This is a genomic window from Ruminococcus flavefaciens (genome assembly GCF_900119075.1).
Lineage (GTDB): Bacteria > Bacillota > Clostridia > Oscillospirales > Ruminococcaceae > Ruminococcus > Ruminococcus flavefaciens_Q.
In genome coordinates this window covers 66,254-87,892 of record NZ_FPIP01000012.1, presented here as the reverse complement: position 1 = coordinate 87,892, position 21,639 = coordinate 66,254, and the positions used below count along the sequence as shown (strand labels likewise).

The 21,639-nt window shown below is 43.9% G+C and carries 18 protein-coding genes and 2 rRNA genes; 11 read left to right on the top strand and 9 right to left on the bottom strand.

The window, feature by feature from the left end; all coding sequences use genetic code 11:
• The 4 genes from BT105_RS14415 to BT105_RS14400 form a co-directional block, all read left to right on the top strand.
• A 23S ribosomal RNA gene (locus BT105_RS14415) occupies window positions 1–122 on the top strand; the annotation flags it as partial.
• Between the two features lie 61 nt (window positions 123–183).
• Window positions 184–300 (top strand): 5S ribosomal RNA (rrf, locus tag BT105_RS14410).
• A 54-nt stretch (window positions 301–354) separates the two neighbouring features.
• The gene (locus BT105_RS15345; RefSeq protein WP_072301377.1) at window positions 355–1,893 is read left to right on the top strand and encodes a DUF6056 family protein; all 1,539 of its coding nucleotides are present in this window, start codon (window positions 355–357) and stop codon (window positions 1,891–1,893) included.
• Window positions 1,894–1,941: 48 nt separating this feature from the next.
• The gene (locus tag BT105_RS14400) at window positions 1,942–3,492 is read left to right on the top strand and encodes a DUF6056 family protein (protein ID WP_072301376.1); all 1,551 of its coding nucleotides are present in this window, start codon (window positions 1,942–1,944) and stop codon (window positions 3,490–3,492) included.
• Window positions 3,493–3,792: 300 nt separating this feature from the next.
• Here BT105_RS14400 and BT105_RS14395 read toward each other — a convergent pair whose 3' ends face one another.
• The 3 genes from BT105_RS14395 to BT105_RS14385 all read right to left on the bottom strand — a co-directional run bounded on the left by BT105_RS14395 (window position 3,793) and on the right by BT105_RS14385 (window position 6,599).
• On the bottom strand, window positions 3,793–4,881 hold the full coding sequence (locus BT105_RS14395; RefSeq protein WP_072301375.1) for an MFS transporter: 1,089 nt from the start codon (window positions 4,879–4,881) through the stop codon (window positions 3,793–3,795).
• Between the two features lie 262 nt (window positions 4,882–5,143).
• Window positions 5,144–5,743 carry a dipicolinate synthase subunit B gene (locus tag BT105_RS14390; RefSeq protein ID WP_072301374.1) on the bottom strand — a complete coding sequence of 200 codons (600 nt, stop codon included), beginning with the start codon at window positions 5,741–5,743 and terminating at the stop codon, window positions 5,144–5,146.
• On the bottom strand, window positions 5,736–6,599 hold the full coding sequence (locus BT105_RS14385; RefSeq protein WP_072301373.1) for a dipicolinate synthase subunit DpsA: 864 nt from the start codon (window positions 6,597–6,599) through the stop codon (window positions 5,736–5,738). Before BT105_RS14385 ends, BT105_RS14390 begins: the two co-directional genes overlap by 8 nt.
• A gap of 173 nt (window positions 6,600–6,772) precedes the next feature.
• On the opposite strand from BT105_RS14385, the gene BT105_RS14380 reads away from it, so the two are divergent.
• Window positions 6,773–9,388, top strand: a complete 2,616-nt coding sequence (locus tag BT105_RS14380) for a YfhO family protein (RefSeq protein WP_072301372.1) — start codon at window positions 6,773–6,775, stop codon at window positions 9,386–9,388.
• Window positions 9,389–9,467: 79 nt separating this feature from the next.
• On the opposite strand, the gene BT105_RS14375 is transcribed toward BT105_RS14380, so the two are convergent.
• The 5 genes from BT105_RS14375 to alr form a co-directional block, all read right to left on the bottom strand.
• Complete coding sequence (locus BT105_RS14375) at window positions 9,468–10,535, bottom strand: branched-chain amino acid aminotransferase (RefSeq protein ID WP_028515357.1); 1,068 nt, start codon at window positions 10,533–10,535, stop codon at window positions 9,468–9,470.
• A 33-nt stretch (window positions 10,536–10,568) separates the two neighbouring features.
• Window positions 10,569–10,700 (bottom strand): hypothetical protein, encoded by a 132-nt coding sequence (locus tag BT105_RS15390; protein WP_278244736.1) that lies wholly within the window; start codon window positions 10,698–10,700, stop codon window positions 10,569–10,571.
• Window positions 10,701–10,830: 130 nt separating this feature from the next.
• A complete protein-coding gene (locus BT105_RS14370) occupies window positions 10,831–11,505 on the bottom strand; it encodes a hypothetical protein (protein WP_072301371.1) in 675 nt (224 codons plus the stop codon).
• Entirely contained in the window at window positions 11,498–12,112 is a 615-nt protein-coding gene (locus BT105_RS14365; RefSeq protein ID WP_072301370.1) for a TIGR04100 family radical SAM protein, read from the bottom strand. The genes BT105_RS14370 and BT105_RS14365 overlap by 8 nt, the downstream gene beginning before the upstream one ends.
• 310 nt (window positions 12,113–12,422) lie before the next feature.
• On the bottom strand, window positions 12,423–13,559 hold the full coding sequence (gene alr / locus BT105_RS14355; RefSeq protein WP_072301368.1) for an alanine racemase: 1,137 nt from the start codon (window positions 13,557–13,559) through the stop codon (window positions 12,423–12,425).
• A 128-nt stretch (window positions 13,560–13,687) separates the two neighbouring features.
• Between alr and BT105_RS14350 the strand changes: the two genes are divergently transcribed.
• From BT105_RS14350 to BT105_RS14325, 5 genes are all read left to right on the top strand, one after another.
• On the top strand, window positions 13,688–14,389 hold the full coding sequence (locus tag BT105_RS14350; protein ID WP_072301367.1) for an SLOG family protein: 702 nt from the start codon (window positions 13,688–13,690) through the stop codon (window positions 14,387–14,389).
• A 509-nt stretch (window positions 14,390–14,898) separates the two neighbouring features.
• Entirely contained in the window at window positions 14,899–15,807 is a 909-nt protein-coding gene (locus BT105_RS14340) for an LCP family glycopolymer transferase (RefSeq protein ID WP_072301365.1), read from the top strand.
• Window positions 15,804–16,574 (top strand): TatD family hydrolase, encoded by a 771-nt coding sequence (locus BT105_RS14335; protein WP_072301364.1) that lies wholly within the window; start codon window positions 15,804–15,806, stop codon window positions 16,572–16,574. The genes BT105_RS14340 and BT105_RS14335 overlap by 4 nt, the downstream gene beginning before the upstream one ends.
• Window positions 16,575–16,593: 19 nt before the next feature.
• Window positions 16,594–17,343 carry a PP2C family protein-serine/threonine phosphatase gene (locus tag BT105_RS14330; protein ID WP_072301363.1) on the top strand — a complete coding sequence of 250 codons (750 nt, stop codon included), beginning with the start codon at window positions 16,594–16,596 and terminating at the stop codon, window positions 17,341–17,343.
• Window positions 17,344–17,363: 20 nt separating this feature from the next.
• Complete coding sequence (locus BT105_RS14325) at window positions 17,364–19,151, top strand: hypothetical protein (RefSeq protein ID WP_072301362.1); 1,788 nt, start codon at window positions 17,364–17,366, stop codon at window positions 19,149–19,151.
• Window positions 19,152–19,205: 54 nt separating this feature from the next.
• On the opposite strand, the gene BT105_RS14320 is transcribed toward BT105_RS14325, so the two are convergent.
• Entirely contained in the window at window positions 19,206–20,630 is a 1,425-nt protein-coding gene (locus BT105_RS14320; protein ID WP_072301361.1) for a glycoside hydrolase family 16 protein, read from the bottom strand.
• Window positions 20,631–20,927: 297 nt separating this feature from the next.
• Here BT105_RS14320 and BT105_RS14315 point away from each other — a divergent pair, with 297 nt between their 5' ends.
• Entirely contained in the window at window positions 20,928–21,593 is a 666-nt protein-coding gene (locus BT105_RS14315) for a hypothetical protein (RefSeq protein WP_072301360.1), read from the top strand.
• The last annotated feature ends 46 nt before the right edge of the window (window positions 21,594–21,639 follow it).

Here is a 21,639-nt window from a genome sequence, read left to right as displayed (position 1 = left end):
AAGATAAGATATCCCTTCGTAAGAGTAAGACCTCTCAAAGACTATGAGTTTGATAGGCTCAAAGTGTAAGCGTGGTGACACGTTCAGCTTGCGAGTACTAATCGGTCGAGGGCTTTTCCTTTTTACTTCATTCAGAGTTTCGCCTCGCATTATGCTTTATTCGTTTCAAAACTTCAATAAATAGTCGGTGCTTATGGCAATGAGGTCACACCCGTTCCCATTCCGAACACGGAAGTTAAGCTCATTCGCGTTGACGATACTTGGCTGGCGACGGCCCGGGAAACTAAATCAGTGCCGACACTGAAAGCCTATCTATTTTAGATAGGCTTTTTTTGCATATTGGGAGGAGTATACATGAAAAAGCTTTTAAAAGCGAATTGCTGCTATATTTTAGTGTTTATTTTTATTGCTATATCCGGTTTTACACTTTTCATATGTGCTGATGATTATATATGGTTTTACGCTTTTTCAGATGACAGACTAAGTTCATATGCTTCGCCTAATGGAAGGTATTTTACCAATTTTATTACTCGATATTCAGTACAATGTATTCCTGCCTTTTCTGTTTTTTATGTAGCTGTATTCATGAGTCTTGTTGTGTTGATTGAAAAGCTTGTAAGGAAACAACATATCCCTAGACCTGTATCTTTTCTTTCTGTATTTATTCTTATACAGCTTATACCTTCTAGTATTTACACTGAAATTTTCAGATGGATATCGGGATTTAACAATTATTGTTTTGCATTTATATTTACATTGATATATTTACTATGTTCTTTTAAATTTATTTTTGAGGATTATAAGCCGAAGCTTTACTCTTCTGTTTTGTTTCTTATTATGGGTTTTTTCGGTTGCCTTTGTGTTGAGCACCTTACAATATATAATATTATGTTATGCGTTTTTGTCGTAATTGCAATATATGTGAGAAAAAAGAAACTTTTTCTTCATCATTTTTGTTTTTTGGCAGGAGCAATTTCAGGTGCGGCATTAATGTTTTCACATGATGTATATCATACAGTAGCTGTTAATGCAGATGAACTTGGTACAAGAGGTTTTAAAACATCTTTAGCTGATACTTTCATGCATATCTTTTGTTATGTACTTCCTCATTTCTGCAAGGATTTCTGGATAATTCATATACTTGCTACTGTTGCATTCACTGTGTTTTATTACAGAAACAGAGAAGTTAAGAAATTCAAGTATGCAGGACTTTGTATTATTTGCTGCTGGCTTTTTGTTATTTATCTGATGTTTACCTCTGTTTTTCAAGAACTTACAATCCTTAGCTCTTCAATGAGAATCAGAGCTATAGAGCTTTCTTTTACATTCTTGTATATATGTGCTTTGATATACAATACTGTTATTTATCTTAAGTTTGATGAGCGTTTACGTGCATTGTTATATTTATTCAGCTCCATTATACTTACGCTTCCATTTGCTATAGTATCGCCTGTAACTGCAAGATGTTTTTTTATTGAGTATCTATTTTGGATATTATTCTTCCTTGAAGTATTATTTGCTTGCATGAAAAGAATAAAAAGTTCAGTTTGGGATGTTTATAAGATGATACTGATATGTATATCATGCAGCATTCTTGTTTTATTTGCAAATATGAATATCACCAATTGTCTTTATGACCATATAAGGTATAAATACTTGCAGGAGCAGATGTCGTCAAAGTCAAAGGTCGTTGAAATTATGTTATTACCATATCAGAAATATGCCTGTGATGACCTCAGTAATAAAAATATTTTTTCTGGAGTTTTGAAAGACAATGTTAGCTATGGAGAGTACATATTGAAGTATTATGGTATTTCCTATGAGGACTTCATGAAAAGAGAACAATGTGTAATCGAAGCTATTGACTATAATGAGTACAAAGCTCTTGAATAATTAGTTGTTTTTTTGACAGTAGTTTGTTTATGTTTAGGCGGTGATTATATGTTAAAAAGAATTACAGAAAATAAAGCTTTTTTCCCTATATTATTGATAGTAATCTTTTCCATCATATCTGCATTTTCTCTTTTTATGATCGGCGACGATTATTTGTGGTATTATTCAGTTGAAGAGTCAAAGCTTGAAGGTTGGAGTGCTCCGAATGGAAGGCTTTTTTCAAATTGGATCACCATTGTGCTTGTTAGGAGTACATCTTTCAGAATAATATTTGTTACTGTCACTCTTTTTCTTTTCATATACTTTATTGGCAAGCTCATTGATTTTCAGAAAGCTGCTTTTAATCTTAAATACTATTTCGGACTTATTTTGCTTATTATGATCCCTTCTGCGACGTATAGGGAGACGATTCATTGGATCAGCGGTTTCCCTAATTATGTTTTTTCTATGGTCATTATTGTGTTTTATCTTTTGTTTATTTTCAAATGCTGCTTTGACAACTATATTCCCCAAAAGCCAATCGCTATTTTTTTCCTTTTGATCGGATTAGTTGGCGGACTTTGTGTTGAGCATATAACAATATATAATGTTGTGCTTTCAATTGCTTTATTTATTATTGTTTTAAAAAGCAAAAAAAATTGTATTTTGCATTCTTTCTTTTTTATGTTCGGAACAATGATTGCTTGCTTTCTAATGTTTAATAATGGTGTATATTCTGGTATTTTTTCAGGGGCCGACATTGTTGGGGGCAGATCTTTGAAGCTCGATTTTTTTGATATTATGCAGTCCGCTTTTTCTTATGTTGCAGTTCATTATTCAAAGGATTACTGGATAGCTTCTGTTATTATATCGATATGCTTTACCTTATTATTATTTGGAAAATTTAATGGTATTAATAAACCTAAATATCTGAAATTGACATTAACTGTTTGTTGGCTTTATTCAGGGTATTCTGTTTTTACATCATGTTTTTCAAATTTTAGACCACTTAATGCTGCGATGAGGATAGTTGCAATTGAGACGGCATTTTCGTTTATTTACATTGTCTCGATAGTATATCTGATAAACGTGTTTCTTGATAAAAATGGGAGAATGCGATCTTATATATATATTATAAGCTCTTTGTTGGTGACGTTGCCTTTTATTTTGGTAAGTCCCGTGACTCCGCGTTGTTTTTTTGCTAATTATGTCTTCTGGATGCTTTTGTGCGGAGAAATGATTTTTTCAGTTATTAATATGAAAAAGCCTGAAAGAGTTTTGAGCCTGCTTGACAGAGCAGTGGGGACAGTATCTATTGCATTTGTTTTCGCTATGTCATTGGTGAGCCTTACAAACAGATGCTTTGATGATGTGAGATACAGATACATCAGGGAACAATTGGAGTCAGGTGAAAAAAGTATAAAAATAATCCTGCTTCCATACAGCGAATACTCTTTAGACGATCTTGACAATGGTCTGTTTACCAACCGTGAGCATGTAGGAAATTACTACTTTTCTGAGTATAGTATCCTGTATCATGACATTGAACCTTCAAAGGATAAGGAATATATTGAGATACCGATATCAACCTATGATTATTATATGGAAAAAGAATCATAAAACGGCGACCTTAACCGTGATACTCATATAGAAGCTTATAGTTAATTATGGGGGAAACCTTTCTGAGGAAAGGTTCTCCCCCATACCCCTTTTCAAAGACTTTTATCTTGTTTTTTCACAGATAGGGCGCTTCATAAATGAAAAAATCTGCAAAAATGCAGGTGCGCCCTATCTGAGAAAAAACAAAACGAAAGTTTTAGGGAGAGAGTTTGAGAGAAGCCCCTTTTTCAAAAGGGGTTCTCTCAATAATAAGCATAAAACTTCTTTATAAGTACTACGGTTAAGACCGCCGTTTATTTTTTACCAGTAAATAAACACAAATCCTGCAAGGGGCGACAGCACTATCATAATAACGGAAAAGGTGAATGACTCCACCGAGGTAAGAGTTGCTCGCTGTTCCGAAGGGAACATCTTTTGCAGCTTTGCATTTGTGCGGACTTGCAGGGCGTCATCGCCCACGGCGGCTATAAATCCGCCTATCGCCATAATGACAAAGCTTCGGGAGTGCTCTGCAAATATTCCCGTAAGGACCAGTGCCGAGGTAACTGCGAAAATCACCTTATATCCTACCTTGGGCAGGCGGAGTATCAGTTTTGAGCCCACAACGCCGCCAAGCTCCATAAACAGGAGCGCCACGCCAAGTCCCCACTTTGGTATGCCCTTTTCGGGGAGCTTTGCTTGCAGAAAGAACAGCAGGAGGATATCCAGCGCTCCCACAAAGGAATTGCAGAACATGAGTCCCAGAGCCTTTTTTGCTTCTTTGAGGAATATGAAGCTTTCCCTGAAGCATTCGGCTATTTTTGCAAATAGCCTTTGTTCGTCGGCTTTTTCCTTGGCGTTTACCTCTGTAAGCGTGGAAAGCACTATAAACTGCGCCGCACAGGCTATCAGGTCTGTGGCATAGGCGAGCTTGTAGCCTATTGTCAGGGCAAATCCTGCGCAAAGTGTGGATATTCCCGTGCAAACTCTGTAGATTATGAGCTGATTGGACTCATAGCGCTCGAATTTGCTGTGTATCCTTGCCTTTTTCATGGAGTCATAGGCAAGAGCGTCGCCTGTGCCCGATGAAAAATTGTATGTCAGGGCGTGGAATGCAATGGACAGGCAGACCGTGAAAAGGCTGTTTGACGCTATCATTATGAGGGTAGCTATGGTGTACATGATATTGCTGACTATGAGCATTTTCTTCCGTCCGAACACGTCAGCCATGACTCCCGAGGGAAGCTCGAAAATAATGCTTGTTATATGGAATACGGTCTCGGAAATGCCTATCTCCACAAGGCTGAATCCGCGGGAGGCGAGTATCGCCAGCCATGCTCCAGTTATTGTCAGATTGCTTATTACTGATGATAAATACAGCCTTGAAAGCTGTTTTCTGATATTGAGCATAAAAAAATCTCCTTAACTTGAATTTGGTCGTCGTTAAGGAGATAATGCGCGATATATCGTTACTTTTACAGATTCAGGAGGCCTTTTGACTTTACCCGACTAAAGCTGAAAAAGGGCGCACTATCCCCACAGTCGGGAAAACATCGCCTTTTCCAAGTTGTATGTTTACGTTTTTATAACACATACTATCAGCCTCTTATCTGTAAAATGGTTTGTACTTATTTGATATTATAACAGGTAAACGCGCCTTTGTCAAGTTTTTTCACTTTCTGTATTCGTGATAGATTATGGGGCGAAGCTGAATGCCGTTCATAGCGGCTTCTATTGCCTGCGGGAGCATTGAGAACTCCGCCACAAGGGAAGCAGGCTTGTTTATCCAGTCGTCCTGTACCATTGGCACGAAGAAATAATTCTTGCGGTTAAACAGCTCTCCAAGATTTTTAGCCGAGCCCATAAGGGAGTCGTTTGAAGCAATGGTGAGAACTACGGGCTTTCCGCGGCGCAGATGAGACTTCACAGCCATAGTAACGGCGGTATCGGTTATTGATGCGGCAAGCTTTGCAGCGGTATTCGAGGTGCAGGGAGCCACTACCATAATGTCCGTCAGCTCCTTGGGACCTATGGGTTCTGCGGCGGAAACGGTCGTTATTACGTCTTTTCCTGTGATGCTGCGGAGCTTTTCGAGATTTTCTTCGGCTGTTCCGAAGCGTGTTGACGTTGAAGCGGCGTGTTTAGACATTATGGGGAGAAGCTCCGCGCCGTATTCGATGAGTATCTCCGCCTGCTCAAAGCTCCGCTGAAAGGTGCAGAACGAGCCCGTCATGGCGTAGCCTATGCGAAGGCCTTTGAGGATATCACTCACTGTCCTCACCCCTTTCAGCTATCATGGCGCATACGGTATCGGCGATTATCTCGCCCGAGGTGACGGGAGCCGTTTTCCCCGGCAGTCCCAGCGCCCAGATTGCTCTTATTCCAAGCTTTGAGGCTGCGGTAAGGTCAATACCCCCCGGCTTCGAGGCGAGGTCTATGAACAGCGCAGAGGGCTCAAAACGGCTGAGGAGCTCCCTGTCGAATATGAGCTTTGGCGCAGTGTTGAAAATAAGCCCGTAGTCTCCTCTGAGCCGTTTTGTGGGTACGGAGCTTATGCCGTGGAGCCGAGCCTTTGCAGCTCCCCGTGGATTATGGACAGCGGCTGTGATGTCAGCGCCGAAGCCTTTCAGTATCTCCGCAAGGGCGCAGCCTATCCTGCCCATGCCAACTATCAGGACTTTCAGTCCGTTGAGGGTAACGGGGAGCTCCTCAAGGGCAAGCTGTACAGCTCCCTCGGCAGTGGGGACTGCGTTTCGCAGATTGAGCTCCTCACGGGTGAGGTAGTCGTATATCTCGCGGTGCGGCAGCATACGGCGCAGTCTGTCGTCTGTCTTGCCTGCGTAAATAATGCCGTCGCCGCTGAGAAAGCCGTCGATAGTATCGGCTGTTAGTTCCGACGAAAAGCAGGGCGTGTAGATGTAGCCGTCCTGCCCCAGAGAGGGCGCAGGCAGCACAGCATAATCGAAGCTGCCGCGGTCCGAGCTGTCCGCAAATGGCAGCTTAGCTGCCAAGTCTGAGTATTCCTTGTCGAAGCCAATGAGCTTTATATCGAAGTCGCGTGAGAGATGGTCAGCACAGTAGAGCTGGCGCGTGTCTCCGCCTGCAATAAGTATTTTAGGTCTTGTCATAGATAACTCCAATCCGCCGTATCGGCATAAAGTGATTATCGCTAATCGCTTTATTATATGAAAAGACGGAGAGAAGTGACAATTAATAAAAATTATGCAAATAGGTGCGGCGATTATTGTTTTTTTATTGAATATGTGCTATAATTACTATATATTTTGTTTTGGAGGCTTATATGGAAAAAACAGATAATTGGCTGAGTAAAAGGTCAAAGGAAAGGTACGGACTTGTATTTTTGCTTGGATTTGCCATAATGATGATAACTTTGATACCGCTTATCATAAGGGGAAACGGTATTTTTGTATATTACGGCGACTATAATGCACAGCAGATTCCGTTCTACAATCTTGCAAACGACGCGGTACGCGGAGGTCAGTTTGGCTGGAACTGGTATACTGACCTTGGAACAGGCTTTATATCGTCATATTCCTTCTATCTTTTGGGAAGCCCGTTTTTCTGGCTGACAGTTCTTTTGCCTCGCTGGGCAGTGACCTATTCAATGCCTGTGCTTCTTGCAGTGAAGCACGGTTTGGCGACGCTTACTTCCTATGTGTATATAAGAAGATTTGTGCGCGGTAAGACTACAGCCTTAACGGGGGCATTGCTGTATGCTTTTTCAGGATTCCAGATATATAATATCTTTTTTAATCATTTCCATGACGTTACAGCATTTTTCCCTCTTATGCTTATTGCTATGGAGGAAAACATCAATAATCACCGAAAAGGTGTTTTTGCGGTCACTGTTGCGTTGATGGCGGCTATTAATTACTATTTCTTCTGCGGACAGGTGGTTTTCCTTATTCTTTACTATCTGTTCAGAATGAAATGTCCTGATTTCCATACCTCATGGAAGAAGTTTTTCGGATTATGCATAGAAGCGATAATAGGTACTGCAATTGCAGGTATTATATTAGTTCCGTCATTCTTTGGTGTTATCAATAATCCTCGTGTTGATTCTAAGATGTATGATACAGAGATTTTACTTTATGATGATCGGGTAACTATTCTAAAAGTAATACAGACTTTCTTTATGCCGTCAGATCCGCCTGCATATCCGATTCTCTTCGATACTGAATCAAAATGGACATCAATAGGCGGATACTTCCCGTTGCTCGGAATGCTGGGAGTAATAACATTCATGCGTACTCACAGAAAGCACTGGGCAACACGTTTGTCATACTGTCTGATAATATTTGCCTTTGTTCCTGTGCTTAACAGCCTGTTTCAGGCGGCGAACAGCTATTATTACGCACGCTGGTTCTATATGCCCATACTTATATTTGCAATGATGACTGCGCGTACTATAGACGAAGAGGGCATTAATATAAAGCCTGCGATAATATTCTCGCTTGTGGTGCTTGCAGCGTTTATCGTACAGTCGCTTATGCCAAGTAAGATCATAGACGATGAAACAGTAGTACTTTTCTCTGTTCCAAATGATCTGGGGTATTTCTTTATTACTGTTGCTATCGCCTTATTCAGTCTGCTTATTGCAGGATATCTCTTTGATATGAAAAAACGCGGAAAGCCTTATGAAAAGGCAATGCTCTGGACTACAGCTGTTTTTGTCATCGGACTTGTATGCAATACTATGTATTACGGAACATTTTATAAAAATGGCAGTGATTCTAATTATGATGAACATGCTATAAATGCGGCAGATAATGTTTATGAGAATGTTTCAGAGAATAATTTCTTCCGTATTGAAATATCAAAGGGATGTGACAATTATCCGATGTTCTGGAAGCTGCCTAATATAAGAGCTTTCCACAGCGTTGTTGAGCCGTCAATAATAGAATTTTATAATTCAATCGATATTAAGCGCGGAGAATCCTCAAGACCTTCTATCAGTCAATATCCTTTACGGGCGCTTTTTTCTACAAAGTATTATTACCGTGAAAAGAAAAGTAATATGAAGTTTGCGTCTGGTGTTGCAGAAGCGGTAAGTTCAACAGAAAGAGCGAGGATAAAAAACACAGAGCTCCTTATGGAAAAGCTTGGAATAAGTGATGAAGATGCGATTGATCCTAATATGGTAAATATCACAGAAGCTCTACCTGGCTTTGAATATGTCAGTGAGAACGAGTACTATGAAATATACGAGAATAAGCTTTATATCCCAATGGGAATAGCCTATGACAAGTACATTTCAGAGGATAAGGCAAGTGAGCTTGAGCCTTTACAGCGAGAAGGTGCTCTTATGAAAGCTCTTGTTCTTTCAGATGAGCAGATCGACAGATACTCGGATATACTTACCGAGAGTCCCGTAACGGCTGATAAGGAGTTTGAAGAAGAGGAATATATAGAGCTCTGCAAAGAAAAACAGGAAAAAGCTTCAAAATCATTCAGATTCGATTCCTATGGCTTTGAATCGGAGATAGAGCTCGATAAGCCTCAGCTGGTATTTTTCAGCGTGCCTTACAGCAGCGGCTGGTCGGCGGAGGTAAACGGCAAGCCAGCAGATATAGAAAAGGTCGATAGCGGTCTTATGGCAGTAAAGGCAGAAAGCGGAAATAATACCATAGTATTCCGCTATGAGACTCCCGGACTAAAGTATGGTTTTATCATTTCTGTATCAGCATTGGCAGCATTGGTTCTGTATCTTCTCATATGCCGCCGTTTCCGCGGAAAGGAAAAGGAATACGGAACTGCTCATACCTATGATTATGTATCACAGGGAGACGCTATCGCTACAGAGGATTTTTATGATATCGTTATAAATGACAGCAGTAAGGCTTCAGAAACTGAAAAGGCTACAAAGGAAAAAGCTGAAAATAAAACAAGCAAATAAAAACAACGGGCGGATAACTATCCGCCCGTTTTAAAAGGCGCTTCCGTTTCGGAAGCGCCTTTGGTATTACTATTAATGATTAGTCGATTGGAACGATCCAGTTGAATGTATCCTCGATCTTGCCCCACTGGATACCTGTCATTGTATCATAGAGCATCTGTGAGATCTTACCGATCTTGTTGCCGTTGATCTCCATAACCTTGTCATTCCACTTGAGGTGACCAACAGGTGAGATAACAGCAGCAGTACCTGTACCGAATACTTCGTCCAGCTTGCCTGCGTCGTAAGCGTCAGCGATCTCCTGAATGTCGATACGTCTCTCCTCAACAGTGAGTCCCTTGCTCTTGCAAACCTCGATAGCGGACTTTCTTGTGATACCCGGGAGGATAGAGCCCTGAAGCATAGGAGTTACTACCTTGCCGTCGATTACGAAGAAGATGTTCATAGCGCCGACTTCCTCGATGTACTTCTGCTCAACGCCGTCGAGCCAGAGAACCTGTGAGTAATTCTGCTTGTGAGCCTCGTCCTGTCCGATAAGAGAAGCAGCGTAGTTGCCGCCTGTCTTAGCGAAGCCCATACCGCCTCTTACAGCACGGACATACTTGCTCTCAACGTAGATGTTTACAGGGTTGAGACCGCTCTCATAGTAAGCGCCTGAAGGTGAGAGAATGATGATGAAGAGATACTGAGCGCCCGGTTTAACGCCGAGGAACGGATCAACTGCGATGATGAAAGGACGGATATAGAGTGACTCGCCTTCCTTTGAAGGAACCCAGTCCTTCTCAACCTTGATGAGCTCTGTGAGGCACTTCATGCCAAGCTCAACAGGGAGCTCAGGGATAACCAGTCTCTTGTTTGAGTCATTGAGTCTCTTGAAGTTCTCCTCTGGACGGAAGAGCTGTACCTTGCCGTCAGCAGTTCTGTAAGCTTTTAAGCCCTCGAAAACTTCCTGACCGTAGTGGAGACACATAGCGGCAGGTGAGAGCTCGATAGGAGCGTATGGCTTGATCTCAGGATCGTGCCAGCCCTTGCCCTCATCGTAAGGCATAACGAGCATATAGTCTGTAAAGATGTGACCGAAGCCGAGCTTGTCGCCTGGCTGTGGCTTAGCCTTGAGGCTTGCTGCCTTTGTGAATTTGATTTCCATATTATTCAACCTTCTTTTTATAATATTGACCTGTTAATCTGTGACCGAGAAGTAATTCTTCTCGTAAATGCGCTTGCAGACGAAAATCGTCACCGCAGCGGCTGTAATAGCTAAAACCGAGGTAGAAACTGAAGCTGCAAGTATTATCTTACCTTTTTTACTCATAAAAATTACTCCTTATCTCAGATTAGAGAAATCTTTCAATAAATAATTATATCATATTTCAGTATGATTTTCCATAGTTTAACTGCATAAATACTGCACAAATAGAGCTGTTTGTATTTGTGTGATATGGCTAATAGCCTGTTTTCACCATGAGATACGCCAGACCTGCGCAGGCTGAAATGAGCAGAACTATGAAAATAACGGCGTCTCTAAGGAATTTTTTTAAGCTGTAGGCGTTCGGCGGCTTAGGGCGCTGATGTGCCTTTTTGTCGGCGAATTCCGCTTTCTGAGCGCACAGATAAGGACGTAAGAAGCCGTCTGCAAAGCTTGTGGCGTGGTTTGGGTGCTCGGCGGCGAGATAATTCTCGAATTTACGTTTCATAGCCTCTTTCTCGTCCTCGCTTAGCTGGGGAAACTGCTTCAGCTCCTCAAAATCGGGCTTAACCGTGTATTCCTCGCCGTATCGGCTCATTCTGTCTGCATAGCTGACTATCGAAAGCTCCACCTCTTTCAGTTTTGGAGCGGCAGGAGAGAAGCTTATGAGCTCCTCGGTCTCAAGGGCTCCGCTGTTGTCGTTATACTCGACAGTAAGGAGATATCGTGGAGTTCCGGGGAATAGGGACAGCTCCTCGCATTTTGTGACTCGTCCTATAACTATCTCGCTGTGCTTTTTCCGCCAATGCCTTATGCACAGGTATCTCAGTCTGGATATACCGAAGAAGGCGCCTGCAAGTACAAAGCCAAGTATCAGTCCTACGACTAAGCCTATATCCTTTTCTGATGTACGCAGTGCGATATCAGTCATCGAATTCTCTTACGCGGAGCTTAGCGCCTAACTTTTCGGCAAGAGCACGGGAAGCCTCTATCTGCTCGGGCGGTATAACGTCAACGACAGACATGATGACCTCAGCCTTGCCAGCCTTTACGCAGTCCTTTGTGAATTTCTGGAGAGCCTCGAATGCGTTGTCGAACTTAGGGCGTGTAACAGCCATGTAGTCCTTTTCAGTGGGAGCGTTAAGGCTTATTGATACTGTATCCAGCTCGTAGCAGAGCTCCTTGGCGATGCTTCTGCCGTGGATAAGGTCGCCGAGACCGTTTGTATTGATACGCAGGCGCGGACAGTTCTCTCTGCTGCGGAGATAAGCGGCAGTTTCAAGGAGCACGTCAAGGCGCTCTGTAGGCTCGCCGTAGCCGCAGAAAACTACCTCGCGGTATTTTTTGAGCTTGCGCTTGTTAAGGTCTGCGATTATCTCGTCGAGAGTGGGCTCGTGCTCCAGCCAAAGGGGATCGGAGCCGTAAGCGCCGTCAGCGTGGTTGCGTATGCAGAACGTGCAGGCGCAGGGACATTTATTTGTAAGGTTGAGGTAGAGGTTTTCGCCCACCTCATAAGAAATAGTCATTGCTTTTTTCATTTTATATCCTCCCTTAAATCATAATTTACATTTGTAGGGGACGCCATCTCGGCGTCCCGAAAATGGGTGCTGTAGGGGGCGATGACCACATCGCCCCGTTAAGGGACGCCCTCACTTGCAGGGCGTCCCCTCTCAAAAAACAGTCCACTGGACTGTTTTTTGATTCACCCCTTGCGGAGCGCCTTCGTAACTGTGGGGCTTTGCCCCACACCCCACAAGGGCTGTCTGCCCTTGACCTGACCAAAGGAACACAGTCCCTTTGGAATCCCGTTCATGGATTCCAAAAGTAATTACGCTAAATTATGATTTATTATTCAATATATATACGTGGTACGCGCTTTGAGATACCGCAGACCACCTCGTATCCGATAGTTCCGTAGACCTGTGCAAGGTCGTCGGCAGTTATGCGGTCATTGCCGTCGTGTCCTATCATGGTCACGATATCTCCTGCTTTAGCTTCCGGAACGTCGGAAACGTCCATCATCAGCTGGTCCATGCAGACTCTGCCCACTATCTTGCAGCGCTTGCCGTGGACAAGTATCTCGCCCTTGGAGCTGAGAAGTCTCGAATAACCGTCGGCATAGCCGATAGTTACTGTAGCGATACGCATTTCGCGGTCAGCAACGAATGTACGTCCGTAGCTTATGCAGTCGCCCTTTCTGACGGTCTTGACATGGGAGATAACAGCTTTGAGCTCCATAAGGGGTTCAAGTCCCTCGGGGATATCAAGGCTCACATCTGGGTGCAGACCGTAGAGAATGATACCTGCACGGGAAAGTGTACTTCTGGAGCTGTTTCTGTAGCAGGTAGCGGCACTGTTCATGAAGTGGAGATGTCTGAGCTTTATGCCGCGGCTCACAAGCACATCGTATGTATCGGTTATGAACTTCTCCTGCATATCGGTATAGGCGATATTGTCGGGAGAATCGCTGTCTGCAACTGCAAAGTGTGTATATATGCCCTCAACGGAGAGCTTTTCTATCTTCATCATAGCCTCTATCTCAGCGGCGCAAGCCTCTGGAGTATCGTGCTTGAGACCTATTCTGCCCATACCTGTGTCTATCTTGATATGACAGCGGATAGGCTCTGCGCTGTTTTTTACGAGCTCCTGAGCGTACTCGGTGGACACAACGCCCTGTATGATATTGTACATGGCTATCTCATGAGCGTACTCTGGGGGAGTATAGCCCAGTATGAGTATCTCGGACTTGGGAGCGAACTTCCTTACGGCGATAGCTTCGTCAAGATTGGATACCGCAAAATAGCTGATACCGCACTGCTCGGCGAGACAGCGGACGATGTGCTCGTCGCCGTGACCGTAAGCGTCAGCCTTTACTACTGCCATTATCTCAGTTTCGGGAGAGTTCAGACCTCTTATGATATCAACATTTTTTCTGAGCTGTGGGAGCGATATCTCTGCCCATGCTCTTTTCAGATACGGCTTCATTCCGTTATCCTTCCTTTCGTGTTTATGTCAAAGTTAAAATTTAATTACAAGTCAAAAAACGTCTTGAAATAAAGTATGATGTATGTTATAATTTTCATGTATGATATTTTGGGAAAGCGAGGTGTACTATGCTTTTCTCACTCGATTCGGGAGTCCCTGTGCTTCCTGCTCAGGACTTCAGCGGTGATATTGATAATACGGTATGCTTTACAGGACACCGAGAGACCAGTGTTATACCCTACAGGAACGAGCCAATATACCGAAGTATAACTCTTCGCACCGTACAGCTCATGCTGTGCAGGTATATAGATATGGCTGTTGAGAGCGGCTACCGCAGCTTCATCAGCGGACTTGCTGTGGGTACGGACCTCTGGGCTGCAAAGTACATTCTTGCCAAGAAGCGCTCCGACACCAGTATACGTCTTATCGGGGTGATGCCTTATCTCCGCCATGCCGAGCGCTTTGCGCCTCAGTACAGGGAGACTCTTGCCGACGTCGAAAAGGGTGCGGACGTGCTTCTCACCACGAATACAGAACCTGACGTTATCTACGGGAAAAAGGGCTCAGGGGAGAATACCTCGCCTGATGTGTACAGAGACAGGAACTACTTCATGGTAGACCATGCTTCTGCGGTCATTTCCTATTTTAACGAGGGCTCTTTCAAGTCGGGAACGTACCAGACTCTCAACTATGCCACACGGCAGGGGAGAACGATATGCCGATTCGGTCTCGAGGACGCATATGCCCTGATAGACGAGTGCGGACCTGATATCGAAAGCATACGCCGCAGGCTGGTATTCATGGAAAATGTCTTTGAAATGCCATACTAAATATTATATCACAATATTTCAGCAATAGCAAGACGCGGCAAAATATTTGTTTTTAAAAATTATTTAAACGCGAAAAATACTCTCGGCGAACATTCTTTTCAACATTGTTGAAAAGCGGCGATATACCGTTAAAAGCAGAGCCGCAGCAGGACAAAGCTCCAAAGCACGGCACTTGATGAATGGCTATTTTAAGCCAAAAAACGGCACTTTCGGAGTGCTCTGACATGAACGCTCGTTCTATTTCAACAGGCTGTTGAATCCGCTGTTTAAACATACACTCTCCATTCAGTTATGTGGAAAATGTGGAAAACTCTGTGGATAGTCGAAGCACCGCCAAGTATTTTTTAACTTGCATTCTGGAAAACAATTTTTATTCATTTTATGACGGATATTTTCGGGACAAGTATTATACGGTCAGTTTATATCAGTTCGGGATTTATAAAAAAGCAGAGAACGATAAAAATATAACGATAAATCATTAACAAGTAAAAATGAAAGGAGCCAGAGAAATGGCTAATAAAAAAACAGGTCACGTTGCATTACCGTTCCTTATGACAATATTCATCGGACTTATCATCATCGGCGGAATTGCCTATGGTATTTACCGATATTTCGGCTTTGGCAAGGTGGAGAAGCCACCGGAGCCCGTACCGCGCACCAGCGGTCAGATAACCGCAGAGGACAACCACACCATGCTCCTGATACTCGACGTACCCGAGAAGCACAGTCCTCCCACATTCATGCTCATGCGCTCTATCCCACTGAAAAAGCAGCTGGTATTCATCGGCATTCCCTCGAATTCAATTGCTCTCGTTGACGGACAGCAGCTGAGCATTATCGAGAATTATCAGAACGGCGGAGCTGCTTCGGCTGAGGAATTTGTTGAAAAGGTATTCGATATCGAGGTCGACAAATACATGAAGTTCGATTCTGCGGCATTCCAGAAGGTCTGTGATATCTTCGGCGGCGTTACCTATCCTGTAAACGCCGATATAGCAGGCTTCAAGAACGACGGCAGCCAGCAGTACCTCAACAGCGACCAGATAGAGACCTTCGTAAACTATCTTATGTTCGACGGCGGCGAGTCCGAGCGTGCATTCACTGCCGCAGCTGTTCTTTCGGCTATGGTCAATCAGTCCGACGGAAAGCGTATCGCCGACAGCTTCGACAACAATTTCAGCATAGTTATCAATATGGTAGATTCCGATGTTACTGCTGCCGACTATAAGAACCGCAAAAACGGTATCAAGAATATGTTCGAGTACGGCAGCGCTATCGCTGTGCCGCTTTCACTTGACGGTACTCCCGCAGGCGAGGACTTTATCCCAAGCAGCACCTTCATCGACAGCCTGAAAGAGTCATATTTCAAGGTAAATAAGGACGCTAAGGCTAAAAAGGACGACAAGGAAAAGAAATGACAGGCATTTTTGATACACATTCCCATTACGCAGACAGCGCCTTTGACGAGGACAGGGATCAGGTCCTTGCAGAACTCCCCGAAAAGGGCGTAAAGCTTGTGATGCTGGCAGCCTCGGGACTGCATGACTCTGCCGAGAATTCGCTTCTCTCGCAGAAATACGGCTATATCTATGCCGCCGCAGGAGTTCACCCCGAGTGCGTTGACGAGACTCCTGCTGATTACCTTGACAGGCTCCGCGAGATGATATCCGCCAACAGCAAGATAAAAGCGGTGGGCGAGATAGGTCTCGATTATCACTACGACGGCTATGACCGTGACAAGCAGATACGCTTTTTCCGCGAACAACTCGCATTCGCAAATGAGATAGATATGCCAGTTATAGTCCACAGCAGGGACGCCGCTGAGGACACGGTGGAGATACTCCGTGAATACCGTCCAAGGGGCGTTGTGCACTGCTTCAGCGGCTCTGCCGAGACCGCTAAGGAGATACTGAAGCTTGGAATGTACATCGGATTCACGGGAGTTCTTACCTTCAAGAACGCAAAAAAGGCTCTGAAAGCCCTTGCTGAGGTGCCTATGGACAAGCTCCTCATGGAAACGGACTGCCCCTATATGGCTCCCGAGCCTTTCAGAGGAAAACGCTGTGACAGCTCCATGATAGCTTATACGGCGGCTAAGGCGGCTGAGATAAAGGGCATGACCACACAGGAGCTTATCGACATTACCTGCCAGAACGGCATGACAATGTACGGAATACAGATATAAAACGAAAGGAGGAAAACGAATGTATTACTGCTGCGGAGTAACAGAAAAGGGCATAATGCCCCATAACGAGGACGCCCTGCTCATCAAGGACAGCGTAATAGATTCGGGTTCCGCCGAGAAAAACGTAGATGTGCCTTTCATAGCGGCTGTCTCCGACGGAGTGTCGGGGGAGCGCTCGGGAGAGCTGGCTTCAAGGATGTGTCTGGAGCTTATCCGCGATATGGGCTACAGCAGCGATATGAAGCTTGATGAGGAGCTTCTTGCTATACACCGAAAGCTTGCGGAGTACAGCGAGTCCGATCCCGAAATACACAATATGCAGGCTACTCTCTGCGGCATAGCCGTAGATGAGAACAATAATCTCCTCACATTCAATGTGGGGGACTCACGTCTTTACCGCTACCGCGGCGGACGTATCAGACAGATATCCCGTGACCAGTCGCTGGTACAGCTCCTCATCGACGAGGGCGCTATCACCAGCGAGGAGCGCAGCACCCACGTCCACAGGAATATAATCTTTCCCGTATTCGGCAATGTAAAGTCTGCTCCTCAGATAGATACGGTAAAGCTTGAGGGCGGCATGGAGTACGGTGATCTGCTGCTGCTCTGCACCGATGGACTTTCGGATTATGTTTCGGTGCTTGATATCGAGGAGGTACTTGAAATGCCCAAGCCCTTGCAGGCAAGGCTGGATATTCTGGTGAAAAAAGCTCTCGATAACGGCAGCAAGGACAATATAACGGTGATAGCTGTAGTTTATTACGAATAAATAATTAGGGGAAAAGAGGAATGGCTTTGAGCAGTATAAAAGATATTTTCAGCTGCAAAACAAATCAGGAAAACAAAAAAAAGGATCTGAAAACAGGACTTCTTGTGCTTTTTCTGTATACGGCAGGCATAATAATTGTTTCCTCATTCCATGAGCTGTGGTTCGATGAAACACAGGCGTGGCTCATAGCAAGATGCGCCTCATATAAGGAGATACTGACATATATCCCACATTATGAGGGACACCCTCCCCTCTGGCATCTGCTCCTTTCGGTATTTGCCAAGAACGGCGCACCTGTAGACTTTACCCTTAAGGCTATAAACACGGTTTTCAGTGTTACAGCTATGGCGCTGCTCATATTCCGTTCGCCGTTTCCTAAGATAGTACGCTATCTGCTGCCGTTTACATTTTTTTTCTTCTATCAGTACGGAGTGCAGAGCCGTCCCTATTCACTGGCAATGGTGGCTTTTATGCTCATGGCTGTCACCTACAAGGACAGAAATTCTCATCCGTGGCGCTATATCCTTGTATTGTCGCTGCTGTGCCTTGTTTCTGCCTATGGTATAATGCTGGCAGGCGGACTTTGTATAGTCTGGACCTTTGAAATAATCTCAGAGCTTATCCGAAACAAGAAGCTGAAGTTCTTCTGGAAGGATATGCGTTTTTATTCACTTTGCTTCATACTTGTACTTGCTGTTGTGCTCATAATAATGCTAATACCTGCTGAGGATTGTTATTACTTGGGTATAGAAAATGATAGTGCATTAATTGATAAATTAAAAAACGGGTTGTGTTATATATTATTCCTTATAATTCCTTTTGAGAGTTGGAGTGGTATTGTTATGAATAGCAGTACTTTTTCCTTGCCTTCAGAGATTATAGAAGGAATATTCGGCTTTGGAATGTGGGTTGGGTTATCAGCTTTTGCCGCTAAAAACAAAAAGTTCTTTACGTTCTTTCTGCCATATTTTATTATGTCGGCTTTTATGTCAATCAAATATGTTTCATTACATCATTTGGGCATGAGTGCTTTGTATCATATCTTTATTTTCTGGATAATTATTGAACAGGAGGGAAAAATAGCCGTTCCTGAATTTATTAAGAAGATAAATTCTAAGCTCACTTCGACATTTGTAAGAAAATTTGTATTTGTTGGAGGATTACTCATATGTTTGGCTCCTGTAATATATAGCGGTATTGCTTCGATATCGGATATAAAAGAGACTTTTGGATTAAGTTGTCTTGCCAAAACTATCAAGGATAATCATCTTGAAGACACTAAAATAATGGTGGCATGGTCAGTTGAATATGAAAAAGATGAAGATTCTGATGAAGAAGAAGGGTTTGATCCATATATATTCAAAAAATTTGAATTGCCTTCTGCACATAAACCTATAAAGAGGCATAATACTTATATTATGGGTGCAGCTGAAATGATAGAACCATATTTTGAAAAGAATATTTTTATGAATTATAATGTTGATTGTCCTGATGATCTGTATATGCATTATAAATATAAAGAAGACTATGAGGCTGTATTTGAAAAATGGCGTGAAAAAGGGCTTCCTGATTTTATAATTGGATATTGTGCGCTTGATGAAGTATACGATGAAAAAACTCTTGAAGGAGTAAGATATTTACCGGTAGAATCTGTTAATTATGTGCATTATATATGTAAAACAGGTATAGAAGAAAGCCATATATATTTATATATGCGTGATGACCTTTTTGATGATTATCCTCAGTTCAAATGGGTGAACGATCAGACAGGCAATGTCTATGAAAGAAAACCTCAGAAAAACGAATAAAAGCAGCTAAGCTGAAAAAACTCCCCAAAAGAATAGCTTTCGGGGAGTTTTACATTATGACCATTTAATATCGTATAAATTGACCTCATGTGCGCCTATAGCGGAGGCTCCGTCGATATTTCCAAGCTGGAACTTTATATCCGCTGCCATATCCTGCGCGAATGTCACATCGAAGCTGTAGTGCTTCTTTTCGGGGGTAACAGTCAGCTTTTCGTCGAGATAACGGGTATATGAGCTGTCCTCCACGGTGACTACCATACTGCGCTCTGCTGTGGAGCTGACATCGAATTCGAGAGTATGCTTTTCGCCTGCTTTGACCTCTCTGCCGCGGAGAAGTCCCATAACTGCGTATTCAAGCTCTCCTGCATTTTTGATATTGACGGTGGTGCAGCCCGACTTATTGGTAACAGCAGCATCTGCACCTTCGATGTAATTATCCAGCGCAAGGGAGCTCATCTCCGACGGCACGAAATCGCTGCCGTCCTTTTTGTATACGCGGACGTAGTCGATATCGAAGTTCTTGCTGCCGTTTGCAAAAATGCTCGGATCGGCGTGAACTCCGTCAATACCGTCAAATGCGCCGCCCACGGCAAGATTGAGTATGATGTAGAAGTTCTGGTCAAAGGGGGCAGGGTACTGGAAGCCCTCTGAGAACCACTCCGACTGAGTGCTGTAGAGCTTTCCGTCCACGAACCAGCGTATCTCGCCGCTTTCCCATTCTATGCTGTAGGTATGCCAGTTTTCGGTGCTGTCGCCTTCCGCGAAGAAGTAATCCTTGGTGAGGTACTTGTTGTTCGGCCATGTGCCGCCGAAGTGTACAGTGCCGCATATCTTTTCGGGAGTGCTGCCCCAGCCCTCCATGATGTCTATTTCGCCTGACGAAGCCCAGCCGCCGTAGGCGCTGTCCTCAGGGAGCATCCATATAGCAGGCCAGAGGGACTTGCCCGAATCGCAGCGAGCCCTGACTTCTATCTTTCCGCCGCATACCGAAAACTTGTGCTGAGTGCTTATTCTTGCGGAGGTGTAATCGTAGCTGCCCTGCTTCTCGTCTGTCCATTGCTCCTTTTTTGCGGCAATAGTGAGGACTCCGTTCTTGACGGTGGTATTCTGTGATGTGTAGAACTCCTGTTCGTTGTTGCCCCAGCCCCCTGTGATATAGTTGCCGCTGTCATCAAGTTTCCAGTTGCCCAGCTCATAGCTCCACTTGTCCATATCAAGGTCAGAGCCGTCGAACTCGTCGCTCCACAGGAGGGTATAGCCTTCCTCATCGGGCTGTATATCGCCCTTGCCGAGGATAAAGCTGCTGAGCCTTTTCAGTTCCGCCGCAGAGGTCACAGTCTTGCGAGCCTCTACCATGTCGAATATATTCACAGCTCCGTCGCTGTTGTAGTCCATAGGGATACTGCCGTCTGCGTATACGGACGCAGGTACGGCAAGCAGCAGCATGGCGGCTGCCGCAAAAGCACGTATCTTATTCATGAAAAATGCCTCCGAATCGTTGATGTCTGCCTTAATTTTAGCATTAATACAGGGCGATGTCAAGGATAAAAGCGGCTTTTTTCTGTGCAAATGAACTACTTTTGCTTATTTTGCGGCGACATTTGATTACATTTCGATAACTTTTTACTGAATTGCTTGCAATGTGTAATAATACGTGATATAATGTGTAATGTCGGAGCTTTGAAGGCTTACGACAGGGGTGAAGGATAAATCGTATTATTCATTTATATATTTCCGCTCAGCTGATGAACGGAATTTATCTAACTGGAGGTATTTATGAAAAAGGTAATTACATCTGTTACAGTATGCTCACTTGCAGTATGTGCTCTCGCTTCATGCGGCAGCTCTGCAAAGAAGAGCGCAGACAAGATCGTCGGAAAGTGGGCTATGAGCGACCTCAGCAACACTGACCAGAGCGTTGACGGAGGCGGAATCATCTTCACAGACGGCGGAAAGGGTTCTGTATATCTTGATACTTCAAGCCTGCTCCACTTTGAGAGCGAAGGTCTCAATGTAGGCGGCACAGTTCTTGCCAAGGACTATATCAAGGAGGAAGGCAAGACTCTTAAGGTTTCAGTAATGACTAATGATATGCTTGTCATGACAAAGCTTGAGAGCGGCGAGGGCTACGACGGAAAGTACTCGCTTGACAGCGGTATCCTCTACGACAGCATCGTTCAGGGTATGGAGAAGCAGGGAGATTCTTCATTTGACAAGTCAAATCTTGATATCACTATCGACTTTGACGGCTCAAAGAGCGAGGTAGTATTCAATAATCTCTTTACTTACGAGACAAAGGGCAAGAAGCTGACAGTATCAGGCTTCTCAGGCTTCCTCAGCGGCGGCGACGGCAAAGAGGCAACAGCTGAGTTCAAGGTCGACGGAGATACACTTGAGCTCAAGGATTCAAAGTCTACAGAGACACTTACAAGAGTAAAGTAATAACAAAGCTCAGCAAATACCTGAGATAAAAATTCAAGCCATAATA

Excerpts from the sequence above, each read along its gene's own strand:
- BT105_RS14340 (WP_072301365.1), top strand. The coding sequence starts at position 14,899 with ATGGCTAATAAAAAAACAGGTCACGTTGCATTACCGTTCCTTATGACA.
- BT105_RS14395 (WP_072301375.1), bottom strand. The coding sequence starts at position 4,881 with ATGCTCAATATCAGAAAACAGCTTTCAAGGCTGTATTTATCATCAGTA.
- BT105_RS14385 (WP_072301373.1), bottom strand. The coding sequence starts at position 6,599 with ATGACAAGACCTAAAATACTTATTGCAGGCGGAGACACGCGCCAGCTC.
- BT105_RS14315 (WP_072301360.1), top strand. The coding sequence starts at position 20,928 with ATGAAAAAGGTAATTACATCTGTTACAGTATGCTCACTTGCAGTATGT.
- BT105_RS14330 (WP_072301363.1), top strand. The coding sequence starts at position 16,594 with ATGTATTACTGCTGCGGAGTAACAGAAAAGGGCATAATGCCCCATAAC.
- BT105_RS14375 (WP_028515357.1), bottom strand. The coding sequence starts at position 10,535 with ATGGAAATCAAATTCACAAAGGCAGCAAGCCTCAAGGCTAAGCCACAG.
- BT105_RS14350 (WP_072301367.1), top strand. The coding sequence starts at position 13,688 with ATGCTTTTCTCACTCGATTCGGGAGTCCCTGTGCTTCCTGCTCAGGAC.
- BT105_RS15345 (WP_072301377.1), top strand. The coding sequence starts at position 355 with ATGAAAAAGCTTTTAAAAGCGAATTGCTGCTATATTTTAGTGTTTATT.
- BT105_RS15390 (WP_278244736.1), bottom strand. The coding sequence starts at position 10,700 with ATGAGTAAAAAAGGTAAGATAATACTTGCAGCTTCAGTTTCTACCTCG.
- BT105_RS14380 (WP_072301372.1), top strand. The coding sequence starts at position 6,773 with ATGGAAAAAACAGATAATTGGCTGAGTAAAAGGTCAAAGGAAAGGTAC.
- BT105_RS14400 (WP_072301376.1), top strand. The coding sequence starts at position 1,942 with ATGTTAAAAAGAATTACAGAAAATAAAGCTTTTTTCCCTATATTATTG.
- BT105_RS14370 (WP_072301371.1), bottom strand. The coding sequence starts at position 11,505 with ATGACTGATATCGCACTGCGTACATCAGAAAAGGATATAGGCTTAGTC.
- BT105_RS14320 (WP_072301361.1), bottom strand. The coding sequence starts at position 20,630 with ATGAATAAGATACGTGCTTTTGCGGCAGCCGCCATGCTGCTGCTTGCC.
- BT105_RS14335 (WP_072301364.1), top strand. The coding sequence starts at position 15,804 with ATGACAGGCATTTTTGATACACATTCCCATTACGCAGACAGCGCCTTT.
- BT105_RS14325 (WP_072301362.1), top strand. The coding sequence starts at position 17,364 with ATGGCTTTGAGCAGTATAAAAGATATTTTCAGCTGCAAAACAAATCAG.
- BT105_RS14365 (WP_072301370.1), bottom strand. The coding sequence starts at position 12,112 with ATGAAAAAAGCAATGACTATTTCTTATGAGGTGGGCGAAAACCTCTAC.
- alr (WP_072301368.1), bottom strand. The coding sequence starts at position 13,559 with ATGAAGCCGTATCTGAAAAGAGCATGGGCAGAGATATCGCTCCCACAG.